Source organism: Labilibaculum sp., from assembly GCF_041595635.1.
Classification (GTDB): Bacteria; Bacteroidota; Bacteroidia; order Bacteroidales; family Marinifilaceae; genus Labilibaculum.
Genome location: NZ_JBFHJW010000080.1, coordinates 1 through 16,596, shown reverse-complemented (window position 1 = coordinate 16,596; position 16,596 = coordinate 1). Strand labels below are relative to the sequence as shown.

12 protein-coding genes, 1 tRNA gene, 1 pseudogene and 1 riboswitch are annotated in these 16,596 nt (G+C 37.2%); of the genes and pseudogenes, 7 read left to right on the top strand and 7 right to left on the bottom strand.

Annotated features, from left to right (window positions below; genetic code table 11):
- The 3 genes from ABYT26_RS15960 to ABYT26_RS15950 form a co-directional block, all read left to right on the top strand.
- Positions 1-1,601: hypothetical protein (locus tag ABYT26_RS15960; RefSeq protein ID WP_372755709.1), on the top strand; the 1,601-nt coding region annotated here is incomplete at its 5' end.
- A 29-nt stretch (positions 1,602-1,630) separates the two neighbouring features.
- A complete protein-coding gene (locus ABYT26_RS15955; protein ID WP_372755707.1) occupies positions 1,631-2,419 on the top strand; it encodes a sialate O-acetylesterase in 789 nt (262 codons plus the stop codon).
- A 204-nt stretch (positions 2,420-2,623) separates the two neighbouring features.
- Positions 2,624-5,314 carry a glycoside hydrolase family 2 TIM barrel-domain containing protein gene (locus tag ABYT26_RS15950; RefSeq protein WP_372755705.1) on the top strand — a complete coding sequence of 897 codons (2,691 nt, stop codon included), beginning with the start codon at positions 2,624-2,626 and terminating at the stop codon, positions 5,312-5,314.
- 468 nt (positions 5,315-5,782) lie between these two features.
- Here the strand turns inward: ABYT26_RS15950 and ABYT26_RS15945 are convergent.
- The 6 genes from ABYT26_RS15945 to ABYT26_RS15920 all read right to left on the bottom strand — a co-directional run bounded on the left by ABYT26_RS15945 (position 5,783) and on the right by ABYT26_RS15920 (position 9,970).
- Positions 5,783-5,870, bottom strand: a tRNA-Ser gene (locus tag ABYT26_RS15945).
- A gap of 144 nt (positions 5,871-6,014) precedes the next feature.
- Positions 6,015-6,962, bottom strand: a complete 948-nt coding sequence (locus tag ABYT26_RS15940; RefSeq protein WP_372755703.1) for a molybdenum cofactor synthesis domain-containing protein — start codon at positions 6,960-6,962, stop codon at positions 6,015-6,017.
- Complete coding sequence (gene moaC / locus ABYT26_RS15935; protein ID WP_372755701.1) at positions 6,959-7,426, bottom strand: cyclic pyranopterin monophosphate synthase MoaC; 468 nt, start codon at positions 7,424-7,426, stop codon at positions 6,959-6,961. The genes ABYT26_RS15940 and moaC overlap by 4 nt, the downstream gene beginning before the upstream one ends.
- Positions 7,427-7,462: 36 nt before the next feature.
- Complete coding sequence (locus ABYT26_RS15930; protein WP_372755699.1) at positions 7,463-8,290, bottom strand: GTP 3',8-cyclase MoaA; 828 nt, start codon at positions 8,288-8,290, stop codon at positions 7,463-7,465.
- Positions 8,247-9,446, bottom strand: a complete 1,200-nt coding sequence (gene glp, locus ABYT26_RS15925) for a gephyrin-like molybdotransferase Glp (RefSeq protein ID WP_372755697.1) — start codon at positions 9,444-9,446, stop codon at positions 8,247-8,249. The genes ABYT26_RS15930 and glp overlap by 44 nt, the downstream gene beginning before the upstream one ends.
- Positions 9,419-9,970, bottom strand: a complete 552-nt coding sequence (locus tag ABYT26_RS15920) for a hypothetical protein (protein WP_372755695.1) — start codon at positions 9,968-9,970, stop codon at positions 9,419-9,421. Before ABYT26_RS15920 ends, glp begins: the two co-directional genes overlap by 28 nt.
- Before the next feature lie 110 nt (positions 9,971-10,080).
- Positions 10,081-10,220, bottom strand: a riboswitch (molybdenum cofactor riboswitch).
- Positions 10,221-10,471: 251 nt separating this feature from the next.
- Between ABYT26_RS15920 and ABYT26_RS15915 the strand changes: the two genes are divergently transcribed.
- Positions 10,472-11,407 carry a cation diffusion facilitator family transporter gene (locus tag ABYT26_RS15915; RefSeq protein WP_372755693.1) on the top strand — a complete coding sequence of 312 codons (936 nt, stop codon included), beginning with the start codon at positions 10,472-10,474 and terminating at the stop codon, positions 11,405-11,407.
- A 25-nt stretch (positions 11,408-11,432) separates the two neighbouring features.
- On the opposite strand, the gene ABYT26_RS15910 is transcribed toward ABYT26_RS15915, so the two are convergent.
- Positions 11,433-12,083, bottom strand: a complete 651-nt coding sequence (locus ABYT26_RS15910) for an HAD family hydrolase (protein WP_372755691.1) — start codon at positions 12,081-12,083, stop codon at positions 11,433-11,435.
- A gap of 745 nt (positions 12,084-12,828) precedes the next feature.
- On the opposite strand from ABYT26_RS15910, the gene thrA reads away from it, so the two are divergent.
- The 3 genes and pseudogenes from thrA to ABYT26_RS15895 all read left to right on the top strand — a co-directional run.
- Positions 12,829-15,264 (top strand): bifunctional aspartate kinase/homoserine dehydrogenase I, encoded by a 2,436-nt coding sequence (gene thrA / locus ABYT26_RS15905; protein WP_372755689.1) that lies wholly within the window; start codon positions 12,829-12,831, stop codon positions 15,262-15,264.
- Between the two features lie 23 nt (positions 15,265-15,287).
- The gene (locus ABYT26_RS15900) at positions 15,288-16,214 is read left to right on the top strand and encodes a homoserine kinase (RefSeq protein ID WP_372755687.1); all 927 of its coding nucleotides are present in this window, start codon (positions 15,288-15,290) and stop codon (positions 16,212-16,214) included.
- 56 nt (positions 16,215-16,270) lie between these two features.
- A pseudogene (locus ABYT26_RS15895) lies at positions 16,271-16,596 on the top strand (threonine synthase); the annotation flags it as partial.

Genomic DNA, 16,596 nt, shown 5'->3' with positions numbered 1-16,596 from the left:
GATTCTCAAATGGAATAGGCATACTTCTGTTTTTTCAAATGATAATTGCCTGTGCAGGTAATCAGGAAATCACGATTAATGTTGATCAGGCTCGTTATTTTGATTCGGTAAATGGTTGTGATGAGAACAACGGAGTTTCAGTAGAAACGGCTTGGAAAAGTTTGGGTCGTCTTAATGAAATCACCTGGCAAGCGGGAGCATCTATCAATTTAAAAGCAGGATCGGAATGGCCTACTGCAATTGCATTAAAAGGTTCAGGATCCGAAAATAAACCCATACTCATTACAAGTTATGGCGAAGGCAAAGCGCCCCTTATTTCGGGTAACAATAGAGAGTACACGCTCAAGTTCGAAAATCAACAATATTGGGAAATCAACAATTTAGAGATATGTAATTATCACGAATCAGAAGAACAGATTTCCCTTGTCGAATGGGAAGCTAAGAACAATAATTACTGGGCAGAGGGGAAGGAACTGCCTCAGGATACAGCATCTCGAAGCAACAAGTCAGCGATTCTGATTTTAGCTGAAGATGCAGGCGAATTGAAGCATTTTCATTTTTCGAAGCTTGAAATACATGGTGTAAATGGAGATATTTCGGATAAGGACAATGGTGGAATGTTTTTTGAAATTACAGGGAATAAAGTACCCACTTGGTTTTCTGGTATTTTAGTTGAGGATTGCTTTATACATGACGTTGATCGTAGTGGTATTTCAAACCGATCGAGCTGGAATAAAAGAACGCTAAACTCAAATACAAACTGGACACCCTCGCAAAATATACTCATTCGAAATAATGTATTTGAGCGTACCGGTGCCAATGCATTAATTATTATAGTGGCCGAATCGCCACGGGTCGAATACAATTTATTTGATCATTGCGCCATTAAGCAATCGGGAAATGCCTCTTTTCCTTTCAATTGCGACAATGCTTTATGGCAATACAACGAAGCGCGTTACACGAAATACAATGTAGGCGATGTGGATGCGGGAGGTTTTGATAGTGACTACAGATGTAAAAACACGGTGATTCAATATAATTTTAGTCACGATAATGAATATGGAGGAGTTTTAGTCTGTTGCCAGGGAGGTAGCGAAAGTCGATTTAATGTTGGCACGCAGATATGCTATAATATTTTTGCCAATAACCAACACCATGTATTTCGTATCTCAGGAAAACCTGATAACACCCATATTTACAACAATGTGGTATACTATGCTGTGGACGCAAATTCTGCCGAAATTATCTGGCACAAGAACTGGGGTGCGTATCCTTTCAATACCTACTATTCAAATAATATCTTCTATTCTGCCAAACAAAAATTATCCATCGATTTGGCAAGTAGTCAAGGGAATTCCTTTTCGGATAATCTATTTTGGGGAGAATTTAAAGGAGATGTACCTCGCGATAAAATGGAGGAGGATCCCCTATTCGAAATCACAAATTTTAGGGGAACGCCTCCGGTTGAAGCTTTTAAAATCAAATGGAATTCACCAGCCAAAAATACAGGAACTCACATCAATACTTGTCCTGAACTGGATTTTTTTGGCAATAAAATTCAAGATAAAACGCACCCATGTATAGGTGTTCATAATTTATAAAATCATTCATAACAATTGAAAATTCAACAATGAAAAAAATAAATTTAATCATACTATTATCAGCTGTTTGTATTTTTTATGTGAGCTGTAAAGGATTACATCATTTAAATTCTGATGAACTAGCAAGCAATAAAGCGGATAGTCTGGATATTTACTTACTGATTGGACAATCGAATATGGCCGGAAGAGCACCCATCGAGGAGCAGGATAAAGACACATTGAGAAATGTTTACCTATTCACAGGTAATGCCAAGAAGCAATGGGAAAAGGCAGCAAATCCTTTGAATGCATATTCTTCTGTTCGTAAGCGTTTGGAACTACAAAAGTTAAATCCGGGTTATACTTTTGCTAAAAAAATAGCTTTAAAGAGTAAAAGACCAATTGGACTGGTTGTAAATGCAAAAGGGGGAACCAAAATTGAACTGTGGGCGCCTGGAACAGATTTTTTCAATGAGGCGGTTGCTCGCACCAAAGAAGCCATGAAAAACGGAAGGTTAAAAGGAATTATTTGGCATCAGGGAGAGGCAAATTCCTCTAAATATAAACAATACATGCCTCAAATTACTGCACTAATAAAAGCTTTACGTACAGAATTTAATCAGGCAGATCTACCTTTTGTGGCTGGACAATTATCAGCAGATAAAGAAGCTCGAAAAGATTTCAACAAAATGATATTGACTTTACCACAGGAACTAGATTGTGTGGGTGTAGTTACATCAGAAAAAACAAGTACGATTGACAAGACCCATTTCGACAGTGGCAGCCAACGAGAAATGGGAAGAAGGTATGCTAAAGAAATGATTAAGCTGTTGCATTAAAGAAGATAAGAGAAATGATTACTAGAGTAGAAGAATGATCATATCAAGGGTTTTAATATAAATAAATATTTGGTTTAAAACCGATTATTTGGCTTGGATAAAGCGCGCTAGTTATAAGCAACATTCAATAAATTCTGGTTGTAAATCAATAAAGTATTTTACCAGATTCTATTCTAAATGTAAAATTTGATTATAAGAATAACTATGAACTACAAAAATCTGCATGCTTTTATTTTATTGATGGGTATTGTTTTTAACACCATGGCCCAACAGGGCAATAGGATTAAACAATCGATAAATGAGGATTGGAAATTCTATAGAGATAATAATGAGCAAGCCTATACCGAAAATTGTAACGATTCAGCTTGGGCAAGTATTACGCTTCCTCATACCTGGAATAAATTAGATGCAATTGACGAAGTTAAAGGCTACGATCGCAAAGTATGTTGGTATCGAAAGTCGGTTTATATTGCAAAGGAAAATGCAAAAAAGCATAGTTATTTATTTTTCGAAGGCGTAAATCAAATAGCTGATATATATGTAAACGGTCAATTTGTGGGGCAACATCAAGGTGGCTATACTCAGTTTAACTTTGAAATTACTTCCTTGATTAAGTACGATGGCAAAAATACAATTGCAGTTAAAGTGGATAATCGCCATAACGCGGATATTCCTCCCTTATCGGCCGATTTTACTTTCTGGGGAGGAATCTATCGTGATGTTTATTTGGTACATACCCATGATCTTCATTTCGACAATAGCAGGCACGCTTCATCGGGCGTGTTCATCACTACACCAGAAGTTTCCAAGGATAGGGCGATCGTTACTATTCGTAGCGTTATCAGCAATGAACTAGAGAGTAGTACGAAGGTAAATATCTGCTACACCATCCAAGATAAGTTTGGTGAAGCGGTTTATGCAAGCAGCAAAAAAATCAGTATGGCTAAGCAGGAAAGTAAGCAAATCAGAAGTGATAATATTGAAATTAAGTCACCCAATTTATGGTCGCCTAAGAATCCATATTTGTACACAGTATGTACTCAGATTAAGGATGTAAAAACAGGAGCTGTACTGGATGAAGTAATGCATCCCTTAGGGCTAAGGTGGTTTGAGTTTTCGGCGGAAAAAGGTTTCTTTATCAATGGAGAACATCTCAAGCTGATCGGAACCAATCGTCATCAGGACTATCTAAAAATGGGCAATGCATTACCCGACGAAATGCATATTCGTGATGTGAAATTGGTGAAAGAAATGGGGGGCAATTTTCTTCGTATATCCCATTATCCACAAGATCCAACCGTACTGGAAATGTGCGATAAGCTAGGTATTTTAACGAGTGTTGAAATTCCCATCGTTGATAAAATTACCGAATCGCAAGCCTTTGCGGATAATTGTATTTACATGGCTAAAGAGATGGTCTACCAAAACTTTAATCATCCCTCAGTTATTATCTGGGCCTATATGAATGAGGTTTTACTACGTCCTCCTTTTAAAAAGGACGAAGAACGTTATGGCGTTTATGTGAAAAATATAACAGCTCTGGCTCAACAAATTGAAGATGTAATTCGAGAAGCAGATCCTTCTCGTTATACCATGATTCCGAATCATGGTGCTTTCGACAGGTATAAGGATGCACAGCTCACACAAATACCCATGATCGTTGGTTGGAATCTGTATCAGGGATGGTATGGTGGTGAATTCCCAGATTTCGATAAATACCTTGATAAACACCGTAGCGAGCTCCCAAATAAACCAGTTATTGTCACGGAGTATGGTGCCGATGTACATTCTTGCTTGCATTCTTTCGAGCCTGAAAGGTTTGATTACACAGTGGAGTACGGGAATCTGTATCACGAGCATTATTTAAAAGCCATTATGGATCGTCCATTTGTGGCAGGTGCTGCGATCTGGAATCTGGCCGATTTCTATTCTTCGGGAAGAGGAAATGCTCGTCCTACGGTAAACTGTAAAGGAATTGTAGGATTAGATCGGGAATTGAAAGACAACTACTTGCTATACAAAGCACTTTTGCATCAAGATCCTGTTGTGGAGCTTGGACAAAAAGAATGGAAAATACGAGGAGGCATAGCCACAGAAAACAGCGACCAATGCATACAAGCGGTTCATGTTTATTCAAATGTCAATAAAGTTGAATTGTTCCTGAATGGAGAGAGCATGGGGATACATCCGGTACAGGATTATAAGGCAAGTTGGGCTATCCCTTTTGTTCAGGGAGAAAATATATTGGAAGCTGTGGGGCGGGTGAAGGGTAAAAGCTATCGCGACAGAAATAGGATCGATTTTAGATTGATTGCCTCAAACTTAAAAAGTGAAACACTTCCCTTTACAGAGGTCAATGTACTTCTCGGATCGAAACGATATTTTGAAGATAAACTACTCGATTTAATTTGGATCCCCGAGCAAGAATATCAGGAAGGAAGTTGGGGGTATATTGGTGGAGAGCCCTATAAAAACAAAACAAAATATGGCAGCTTTCCTTGTTCTGATATCGACATAAAAGATACCGATAAGGATCCGATCTTTCAGTCGCAGCAAGTGGATATAAGTGCTTATAAAATGGATGTTCCCGATGGAAAATATACGATTTCTCTATTCTGGGCTGAGCTCGTGTCGGACATAGAACATGAAAAATCAGCCTATAATTTGGGAGATGAGAAAATACAGGAAGCAGCCGGAGAACGTGTTTTTGATGTTCTTATAAATGGTGAAATCGTAGAGCAAGAACTCAATTTAACCAAACAATACGGTGCGGAACGAGCGATCACCAAAAAGTATGAAATAGTTGTGTCAAATGGTAAAGGCATTACGATACAATTTCATCCTGTTAAAGGGAAAGCCGTTTTAAATGCCATTCGAGTGTATAGGAGCTATTAATATCTCTTAAGACTATAATTCTAGATTTCGTTTTAGTTTACCCATGTCTTTGCGAACTTTTTCATCTATTACTTTGGAGTAAATTTGAGGGTGCTAAATGTTTTATATTCAAGTATAAAGCGAATAGATTCAATAGGTACACTATTGGTTAAGCTTATTGTAGTTGCAAAAGTGTGCATAGCTGAATGGGTTCTTACGTTTTTGTTGATCAACACTTCAATGCAATTTCTTTTTAATGTTTTAAAAGGATTTGTCAAACTAGTAAACGAGTGATTTTATTAGAGGTCAAGATGTTGAACTTTAAAATATTAGCATCTATATTGGTGCAGCAGAATTAAATTTTCTTATTTTCACCGAATTCTACACCCTTTTAATGTTGTTTTTGTGTTTAGATTGCCTTGGCATTAAATGAAGAAAGCCTTGTAAACGTTAGGTTTACAAGGCTTTTCTTTCTATTGCATTTCTGCATGGCGGAGAGAGAGGGATTCGAACCCCCGGTACGTTGCCGCACAATAGTTTTCAAGACTACCGCATTCGACCACTCTGCCATCTCTCCAATACGTTTTGAGCTTTACTTGCTCTGCTATCTCTTGTGATAACGGGTGCAAATGTATAATAAAAAAAACGGTCAGCCAAACATTTTATGACTTCCAATACGAATTAATTGCAAAGAGTTTGATTATCAGTTTGATTATTTTTGTCAGCCATGTAAATCCAACTCATTCATCATGTAAAGCGAGTGTTCTATGGTCTTAAAAATTTCATTGCAATATTCATTTACAGCTTTTGGACTTCCAGGCATGGTGTAAATTAAAGTATCATTCATGACTCCTGCGATTCCTCTACTTACCAAAGCATTTGGTTTTTCCATGCCATATTTTACACGAATGAGCTCCATAATTCCCGGTATTTCTTTTGTAATGTGTTTTTTCACAACATCAGGAGTAATATCTCTAGGTCCAATTCCAGTTCCACCAGTTGTAAAGACAAGATCGAAGTCTTCTTTTTTTGCTCTATTTAGTAATTTGCTTAGTTCTTCTTCCTGATCGGGAATAATGTTTTTTTCTATTTGGTAATGGCGGTGTTTGGATTGGAAAAAATCAATGGCTAATTTTTCCAGTAAAGGACCGCTTTTGTCTGTGTATTGGCCACGGCTAGCTCTATCACTTAATGTAATAATCATTGTTTTAATTACTCTTGGCTGATAGGTCAGAGTATCTCCAGCTTTTAAATTACCATCCTGAATCACTCTGCAGAAAATCCCTTCCTTAGGCATTACACAGTTTCCAATTTCACGAAAAATACTGCAATTATCACCGTGGCATTTTTTACCGATCTGAGTTACTTCTAAAATCATATCTCCAGCACGAAAACGGTCGAGAGGAGCGGTTTTATGAAGTAGTAGTCCTTCAGTGGTAATGTTCTCGGCAAATTCACCAAAATTGATTGTACGTTTGGCCTGTTTCGAAAATTTATCGATACTTTCTTTGGCCAGCAAGCTAACCTGACGGTGCCAGTTTCCCGAATGTGCATCATTTAGAACACCCAGTGAATTCAATTCTATAGAATCAACAGGCTTTTTGATTACTCCTTTTTTCTCAGATATATTGACAGAGAGAACGGCTACTTCTTTTGTGTTCATGCTCATCGGATTTCTTGTTTTAAATCTGTTTTTGTTTTTTCTACAAGCGTAATTCCACCTAATACCATTGATTTGTCAACGGCTTTACACATATCGTAAATGGTCAGCAGAGCAACACTGGCTGCAGTTAAGGCTTCCATTTCTACGCCCGTTTGTCCAATGCATTTTACTCGGGTATCTACCTGAACGCCCTGTTCAATAATACTGCATTTTACTTCAGCCTTTGTAATCTGAAGGGTATGGCAGAGAGGAATCAAATCGCTGGTGCGTTTGGCTGCCTGAATACCTGCAATTTCGGCAATTGTTAAAACATCACCTTTTTTAAGTGCATTTTCTTGTATTAATTCAATGGTTTTTGTCGTTAGTTGTATGATACCGTATGCTTTGGCTTCTCTTATTTGTGGGGTTTTGTTTCCTACATCAACCATATTGGCTTTTCCATCCTTATCGATATGACTAAATTCTTCCATAAACTAAATTTCTTTTACTAATAACTGTTTATTGTTTCAACCGCCAATTCCGTAGAAACTGCCATTTTTATTTTTTGTTCCAGCCTTTGGTTTTTGATGGATAGATTTGTCGATTGCTTCTTGAATTCCTAATTCTTTGATGTCGAATTCGCTCTGATTAAAGAGGCAGGGTTTTACTTTTCCGTTGGCTCTGAGTCTTATCCGGTTGCACTCCGAACAGTTTCCTCCTTTTCCTCCTTCAACTACTGAGAATTCGCCACTTGCCAAATCCATTTGCTTAATGAATCGTAGTTGAAGATTGTTGATTTTGCAGAATTGGCGCAATGCTTCTAAATCGTCTAAATCAGCATCAGGCATTCGTACACAGTTTATTTTTACAGGTCGCAAACCTGCTTTTTGAGCGGCTTTAATTCCCTTAAATACATCTTCAATATTCCCCAAACGGGTTATTCTTTTGTATTTTTCAGCATTCATTGTGTCCAAACTGATGTTTACTCTTTTCAATCCAGCTTCGGCTAATTGTGAGGCAAATTTATCAAGTAATATTCCGTTGGTGGTCATGGCTATTTCATCAATACCTGAAATTTCAGAGAGTAATTTCACCAAATCTACAATTCCTTTTCTTACCAAAGGTTCGCCTCCTGTGAGTCTAATTTTATTGATTCCTTTGGCAACAGCTACCTTAACAAAATCGACTATTTGTTCGAAACTGAGTACTTCATCGTGCGCTATCAAATTAATACCTTCCTCGGGCATGCAATAGCTGCAGCGAAGATTGCATCGATCTGTAACCGAAATGCGTAAGTAATTTATTTTTCTGTTATAATTGTCTAACATGCACAAATTCTCCTTCCATAAATTCATCAACATCTGTTGGTACTAACATAATCCCATTTGCTGCAGTAAATGCGTTTATATGTGCCGATCCGTGATAGTGAATGGGCACTACTTGATTGTCTGCATTGAAACGAACAGGTATAAATTCGAGCCGCTCACTTTTTTTTCGCTTGTAATCCGAGGCAATAGGCATTCGTACCATGGGAGCATGGTAATCGTGACCCATTAATCGGTACAGTAAAGGTTTCCCTAGTAGTTCAAATTGTACAAAGGAAGAGACTGGATTTCCAGGCAAACCCAATACATATTTTCCTTTGCAGGCAGCAAAAACGGTATGTTTTCCTGGTTTTACCAAAAGGGTGTGAAACCAGATGTTAAAGCCTAATTCTTTCAGTATTTGTGGGACAAAATCATAATCACCCACCGAAACACCTCCTGACATAATAAGAACATCATTCTTTTCCAGACATTCTGTCATCGCTTTTTTTGTGGTTTCTTTCGAGTCAGAAACAATGCCTTTGTTATTGCATTTAATGCCTGTTTTTTGTATTTGTGCCTGTATCTGCCATGAGTTTACATTTCGAATTTGAGAGGTGTTTGGTTTCTGATTGGGCTCCACTAATTCGCTTCCTGTGGCCAAAATGGCTACTTTTGGTTGTTTGTAAACAAGAGGGTTTGAGCAGCCTACACTTGCTAAAACAGAAATGTGCTGAGCTTTTAAGCGAGTTCCTTTTTTAAGAACAAGATCATTCTCTTGAATATCTTCGCCTTTCAAACAAATATTAGATTTTGTTTTCTGCTTTGTGAATCGAATGTGTTTGTCGTCAATTCGTTCTGTGTGCTCAATCATAATTACCGTATCGGCACCTTCAGGCACCTTTGCTCCAGTCATTATTTTAGAACATTGATGGTCTCCAATTTTTTTTGTGGCGCAAGATCCTGCAGCAATTATTTCTAATACTTCCAAATTTTCATCTAAATCAGCATTTTTACAGGCATATCCATCCATTGCCGATTTATTGAATGGAGGAATCGACATGTCGGAAAGAACATCCTGTGCGAGTACTCGATTTAAGCAGTCTGCAAGATCGATTCTTTCTGAATCTAACTTTTTCGTGGCATATTTTACGGTTTCTAAAGCCTCTTGAAACGGAATCATATTGTTTGGTTTATTAGTTTCCATTGCTGATTGATAAAAGAAATATTTTTTGCAGATAAATTGAAGTTCTCACCATCAAACTCAATCCATTTGTCTGCTATTTTCTCATAAGCAAATGCTCTGGGTTTTATGTACTCATTGTTTTTTTTATTGATCATTAAAAATAGGCCAGGCTCAATAAAGTCTCGTAATCCACCCGATTCACAAATTATAGGATCTTCAGGTTTAAGTTTCTTTTCGAAATAGCTAAGAATTTCAGGGAGCATTTTATCTTTAGCTTGAACGTAATACACTTCTTTACTTCCTGCACGTAGCATTCGATTGCTGTCTTTTGTTCCTGATTTCTGATTTTCTTTAGCGATTACAAAGTCTTTGGTTTTTTTTATAATTTCAATTTCTTTGTTGAGCAAGTGAAAATGAGGAGAAATTTTTATGCTGACTATATTTTTACAGGATACATTTTCAATTAATTGGCAAGCAAATAGGGTTTTTCCAACATTTCTGCCAGTGCCTGCAATTAGTAGTATATTTTGTTTCTTGTTTGTCATGCTTTAGCTATAAAAAAACCTCCAACTCAGTTCTGAATTGGAGGTTTGTATCTTTAGCCAGATTGTTGTACAAAACCATCAATCAAGTAGTTTTACTCAACAAACTATAAAATCTAAATTAAAACACTCCTTTCCAATTTTAGGTCTGAGCCCTGCGGGAGGCAAATTCGTTTCCAAATTTACCCATCGGTTTATCATTCGTTCCATTTTACAATGGGGCAGAAACGATAAACTCGGAGATAATATTTATCAATAGGCTAAAGATATAAATATTAATGAATCTATAAATGTGTATGTGTAAGAATTTTAAAAGAATATAGAATTGAAAGAAAAATTAAAATCTTTTGTCTTTTCGGATGTGCCAATAGGATAGGGTTTTATTAGTGTTGTTCTGAGCTGTATTCCTTTTTGTTGTTGGGCTAGATCGTCTTATTTATAATTAGTTTGATTAAAAAGAAGAATTGATTACTATATTTATGGCAGGGTTAAAAGTTTGAGAAGATGGAAAAAGGAAGTCATGCACATGTACATCACCATCATGGTGAATTGAAAGGAAGAAATCTAGGGATTGCTATATTGTTAAATATAGGCATTACGCTTATTCAGGTTATAGGAGGTTTTATTTCGGGGAGTTTAGCTCTCTTGTCGGACGCCTTGCACAATTTTAGCGATGTTTTGGCTTTGCTGATGAGTTGGTTTGCGAGTAGGTTATCGATGCGAAAACAAACCCCGAAGCAGACATTTGGCTATAAAAGGGCCGAAGTGATTGCTGCTTTATTTAATGCGATATCCTTATTTATAATTGCTTTTTATCTTTTAAAGGAAGCTGTTCAGCGAATCATGGAACCGCAAGATATTCAATCGGGTTTGGTCATGATTTTGGGTGGATTGTCTATTATTTTAAATGGATTAAGTGTTCTTTTAATTCAGAAGGATGCAAAACAGAATATGAATATGCGTTCGGCTTACCTTCATTTGTTGTCTGATATGGTTTCCTCAATTGCTGTTGTATTAGGAGGATTGGCCATGTATCTTTGGCATATTCCATGGATTGATAGTATTCTTTCCATCGCCATAGCAATTTATTTGGTGTATTCTAGTTGGGGGTTGATAAAGGAAAGTATTCGAATTTTGATGCAATTTGCTCCTCATTCAATCAATCTGAAGCAAATTCAGGAAAAAATGAAAGCCATAGATGAGATTGAGAATATGCACCATGTTCACGTATGGCAGCTTGACGACAAACAAATAAATTTTGAAGCTCATATTAGTTTTAAAGAGGATTTGTTGTTGAGTGAGGTGAAGCAAATCATGAGCAAGCTAGAACATATGCTTCACGATGAGTTTGAAATAAATCATGTAACACTGCAGCCAGAATTAAATGGTTCCTGCAAGGATGAAAGTATGGTAAGTCAGGAAAGAAAGCATGTGCATTAACATGCTTTTTTTCCATAGGATAATATTAATTGAAAGATTCAAGCAAATCCATTGGGTTTTCAACAAGTGTTTGGGCTCCATTTTCAAGTAATTCTTCCATGTCTCGAAACCCCCAAAGAACTCCAGCTGCATACATTCCAGCATTGTGAGCAGTTTGCATATCCACACCCGAGTCGCCTACATAAATTATTTCTTCGGGTGTAAAACCCATTTTTTCGCTAATTAATAGTGCTCCTTTAGCATCTGGTTTTCGGGGAATATCTCCTCCTGCTCCAATCACTAGGGCAAGAGGCCAATCTGCTAATAGGTCTTGAACTACTTTTTGGGTTAATTCGTTGGCTTTGTTCGAGAATACGGCGATTTTAATTCCTTTCTTTTGTAGAGCTGTGAGTAGTTCTGGAATGCCTGGATACAAACAAGTTTTGTTGATGCAATTTTTATCATATAGCTCCATCATTTTGTCAAAACACTCTTTTAGAGTAGCTTCATCACTTGAAGATTCGGGCAAGGCATTTTTTACCATCGATTGTAAACCTCTGCCTACATAGGTTTTGAAAGTAGCGTAGTCGTGTGTTGGAAATTTTTTTTCTTTTAAAACTGCATTCATCGAATCTGCCAGGTCTTCAATTGAATTGGCAAGGGTACCGTCAAGGTCAAAAACAACTCCTTTTATCATTACAATATGTATTAAAATTTACGAAGTACAAATATTGGAAACTCGACTAAGCTTTGCAAAGAGAAGACTGCTTATTTTTAGTTATCAAAAAAGCAATTTATTTGTTTTGTATTAGGAATGGTGTTGATTTTATCGGATTTAAACATCGTTTATGAAGATGAAATCAGGATTTCTTATGATTTGTATCCATTTCTTATGGGTTAATCCATGCTTTTCTAAATAGTTTTCAATTGAAATTATAATCAGTTGAATTTCAACGATATCTATATTTGGTGGAACTGTAAAAAGATAGATGCGTAGTAGATTACTCATAAAAATGAAACTATTCTTCGAAAGAATGCTTTAGATATGGTGCAGATAAGCGAAAAAAACATATATTTGAAGCTCTTAAAGATGGGGAATGGTTTTTTGATTCAGATTAATCACATAGCGATGCAAATGTACATGTTGACTACCAACATGACAACGGCTATGTCTGAAATTTCTATTCCTTCAATAATCACAACTACAATCACGACCCTTTAGGGGGTTATATTTTTTCATATCGCCACAGGTGAGTAGTTGATTGCTCAAAAAAAAACAGGTAATTTGTGCCTTGTAAGGTAATTGGTTATGCATTAGTTTGTATGACTTGGGCATTCTTTAATAGTAAGATTTAGGAGAATAACTAGTAACCAAAATTTATATCAACCGATGGACAAATGGACATTTGTACGGAAAGGAATCCATCTTAAGAATTTAGTCAATGAAGGTTTTAAAATTTGGAGGGAGCTCAGTTTCCAATTCGGAAAATTGTAAGCGCGTTCAGGAGATTATTAAAAGGGATTATGCCAACTGTAAGCAAGTTGTAGTTGTTTCAGCATTTGGTGGTGTTACCGATGAGTTAGAAAAATGCATTAAGCTAGCGAGTCAAAGAAGTAAAGAGTATGAAAATTCCATTTTGCAATTAAAAGAGAGGCATTTTCAAGTGATTAACGAACTTAATTTGCCAGAGGAGATTACACTAGGAACATCAAATAAGTTTGATGAATTGGCAGAAATTCTCCAAGGAGTTTATCTATTGGAGGAAATTTCGGAGAAAGTGAAAAATGCAGTGATGGGCTCTGGAGAGATATTGTCATCACTTATTTTTTCGGCTTACTTAAAATATTGTGGAATGGATGCACTTTTATTCGATTCCAGAGATTTTATTAAAACTCAAAATGGGAAGGGTTTATTCTTAAATAGCAAGCAGACCAATAAAAATCTAGAAGCCATTAAAGATTCAAAATTTCAGGTTGCCGTATTTCCTGGATTTATAGCTTCTGGTCAAAAAGGTGAAATGACCTTGCTCGGACGTGGAGGATCGGATTATACGGCTTCTATTTTGGCCGCAGGCTTGCATTGCAGCGAGCTGGAAATATGGACCGATGTAAGTGGAATGTATACTGCCGACCCAAGATTGGTGTCACAGGCATTACCTATCGAACAGATGTCTTTTCATGAAGCTATGGAACTTTCTCATTTTGGGGCAAAGGTGATTTATCCCCCCACCTTAATTCCAGTGTTAAAGAATAAAATAAATGTTCGCATAAAAAATACTTTCGCACCCGACGAAAAGGGAACATTGATTACCGATACTCCTAAAAGTGATCGTTCCATTGTAAGAGGTCTTTCTTCGGTAAACGAAATCAATTTATTTACCCTTTCGGGAAGTGGAATGGTAGGAATAAGTGGATTTGCTTCCCGGTTTTTTACCTGTTTAGCTCAAAACAAGATCAATGTAATTCTTATTACACAGGCTTCTTCGGAACATAGCATGAGTGTTGGTATCAACGAAAGTGATCGGGAATTGGCTATTGAAGCGGTTCGTGCCGAGTTCGAAATGGAAATTCGAATGAATTTGGTGAACGAACCTGCGGTAGAGGAGAATCTATCTATTGTGGCTGTTGTGGGTGAAGATATGGGATATACTCCAGGAATTTCTGGTAAAGTATTTAGTGTACTTGGCAGAAATGGAGTGAATATCCGGGCGATGGCTCAGGGAGGTAATGAGTTGAATATTACCTTTATGGTTCGCACTTTTGATGTGAAAAAAGTTCTAAATATCATTCATGAGGATTTCTTTATATCAACCTATAAAAAGGTAAACTTATACATTGCAGGAGTTGGTAATGTAGGCGGAAAATTATTAGAGTTTATCAAAAAACAATACGATTACCTGCTCGAAGAGAAAGGTTTACAACTTGTGGTTCGCGCGGTGACAAATAGTCGAAAAATGTATTTCGCTACCGATGAAAATATGCTTCAGGATTGGAAGCAAAAATTGGAGGATGAGTCGGAAATAGCCAATTTGCAGGAATTCGTAAAACGTATGGATCAGGCTAATCTTAGGAATTCTGTATTTATCGATATCACTGCTAGCGAACCCGTAAGTAAGGTGTATCAGCAGGTATTAAATTCTAATGTATCCATCGTTGCTTGCAATAAAATCGCAGCCTCTTCCGAGTTCGATAACTATTTAAGAATTAAAGCGGCAGCTAAAAAACACAATGTCGAATTCATGTTCGAGAGTAATGTTGGGGCTGGTCTGCCAGTAATTAGTACCATTAATAGCTTGATTAATACCGGCGATAAAATAGTGGGAATTGATGCAGTTGTTTCGGGGAGTTTAAACTTTATTATGAACGAGTTTAATAGCGGCAAATCATTTGTTGAAGCTGTTAAATTGGCTATGGAACAAGGTTTTACCGAGCCTGATCCTAAAATTGATTTGAGTGGAATGGATGTTTTACGAAAGTTACTGATTTTATCGCGTGAAGCAGGTTATAAACTCGAAGAACAGGACGTGGAACACGAGCCAATGATTCCTTTATCGTGTTTAAACGGTGAAACAGCAGAGGATTTATTGCGCGATTTGGAAGCACATAACGATCATTTTGAAGCTTGGAGAAAGGTAATGGCTGAAAAAAATATCCGATACCGATACATTGCTTCCTTTACGGATGGCAAGGCAAATGTGAGTCTGAAAGAGGTAAGTCCGGATCATCCATTTTATGACATCCATGGTAAAGACAATGTAATTTCATTAAAAACAAAGTGGTATAACGATCAGCCTTTAATTATTAAAGGTGCTGGAGCAGGTGCAGAAGTAACCGCTTCGGGTATTTTTGGGGATATCATCAGAATTACTAGTAATTAGTTAGCTACAAAAAAATGGAAAACATGTCAGATAGTGTAAAAGTATTTGCTCCAGGCAGCGTATCTAACGTTGGTTGTGGCTTCGATATATTAGGATTTGCCATCGATGGAGTGGGCGACGAAATGATTATTGCTAAGAATGATCAGAAAAAAATAAGAATCCATCCCGTTAAAGATTATGAGAACCTACCGACCGATCCACTAAAGAATGTGGCTGGTGTAGCTATTCAGGCTTTGCTCGATGATTTGGGTAGCAATCAGGGATTTGATGTTGAAATTATCAAGAACATTAAACCAGGTAGTGGCATTGGTTCTAGTGCGGCAAGTGCTGCTGGTGCTGTTGTAGCTGTTAACGAGTTATTGAACAAGCCATATTCTAGATTGCAATTGGTTGATTTTGCCATGAAAGGCGAAGAAGTTGCTTCGGGTGATGTTCATGCCGATAATGTGGCACCAGCAACTTTGGGTGGTTTTTGTCTGATCCGTGGATACGATCCTTTGGATGTGATTCATATCAAAGCTCCAGACGAATTGTGGTGCACCGTTATTCATCCTCAGATAGAAATTAAAACCAAGGAAGCAAGAGAGATATTATCTCCCGAAGTTCCTTTAAAAACAGCCATTCGTCAGTGGGGGAATGTAGCAGGTTTAATGTCTGGTCTTTACACTTCTAACTACGATTTAATTGGTCGTTCGCTCGAAGATCGTATTGTTGAACCACAGCGAAAAGTGCTGATTCCAGACTTTGATGAATTGAAATTATCGGTTATGGAGGCTGGAGCCCTGGGTTGCAGTATTTCAGGTTCGGGTCCTTCGGTATTTGCTCTGGCAAAAGGAAGGGAAACGGCCGATCTAATAGCTGCCGCAATGGATACGGTGTACAAAAGAACTGGTTTGGATTACAAAATATATGTATCCAAAGTGAGTGAAGATGGAGTGAGAATTTTATAGAAAAGGAAATACGAATTGAATATTTTTTGATTCGAAAACATGAAAACCTTAGACTTGTGAAATATTTTAGTACAAATAACCCAGAGATACGATACAGCTTTAAGGAAGCTGTAATTAAAGGGCTTGCGCCAGATAATGGATTGTTTTTTCCGGTTTCAATTCCCAGATTAGGAAATGAATTTTTTAAGAGATTACCTGAATTGAGTATGGCCGAAATAGGTTTCGAGGTAGCCAAACATTTTGTAGGTGATGATATTTCAGATTTAGAATTGAGAAAAATAACAGAAGAAGTCTTTAACTTTCCAATTCCTGTAGTGCCAATTGAAGACGGAGTGAACACATTGGAACTATTTCATGGACCCACATGTGCTTTTAAAGATGT

Bases quoted from the DNA above. Each gene is read 5' to 3' on its own strand.
- ABYT26_RS15940 (WP_372755703.1), bottom strand. From the start codon at position 6,962: ATGAGCATGAACACAAAAGAAGTAGCCGTTCTCTCTGTCAATATATCT.
- ABYT26_RS15910 (WP_372755691.1), bottom strand. From the start codon at position 12,083: ATGATAAAAGGAGTTGTTTTTGACCTTGACGGTACCCTTGCCAATTCA.
- ABYT26_RS15955 (WP_372755707.1), top strand. From the start codon at position 1,631: ATGAAAAAAATAAATTTAATCATACTATTATCAGCTGTTTGTATTTTT.
- thrA (WP_372755689.1), top strand. From the start codon at position 12,829: ATGAAGGTTTTAAAATTTGGAGGGAGCTCAGTTTCCAATTCGGAAAAT.
- moaC (WP_372755701.1), bottom strand. From the start codon at position 7,426: ATGGAAGAATTTAGTCATATCGATAAGGATGGAAAAGCCAATATGGTT.
- ABYT26_RS15930 (WP_372755699.1), bottom strand. From the start codon at position 8,290: ATGAATTTATGGAAGGAGAATTTGTGCATGTTAGACAATTATAACAGA.
- glp (WP_372755697.1), bottom strand. From the start codon at position 9,446: ATGGAAACTAATAAACCAAACAATATGATTCCGTTTCAAGAGGCTTTA.
- ABYT26_RS15950 (WP_372755705.1), top strand. From the start codon at position 2,624: ATGAACTACAAAAATCTGCATGCTTTTATTTTATTGATGGGTATTGTT.
- ABYT26_RS15915 (WP_372755693.1), top strand. From the start codon at position 10,472: ATGGAAAAAGGAAGTCATGCACATGTACATCACCATCATGGTGAATTG.
- ABYT26_RS15900 (WP_372755687.1), top strand. From the start codon at position 15,288: ATGTCAGATAGTGTAAAAGTATTTGCTCCAGGCAGCGTATCTAACGTT.
- ABYT26_RS15920 (WP_372755695.1), bottom strand. From the start codon at position 9,970: ATGACAAACAAGAAACAAAATATACTACTAATTGCAGGCACTGGCAGA.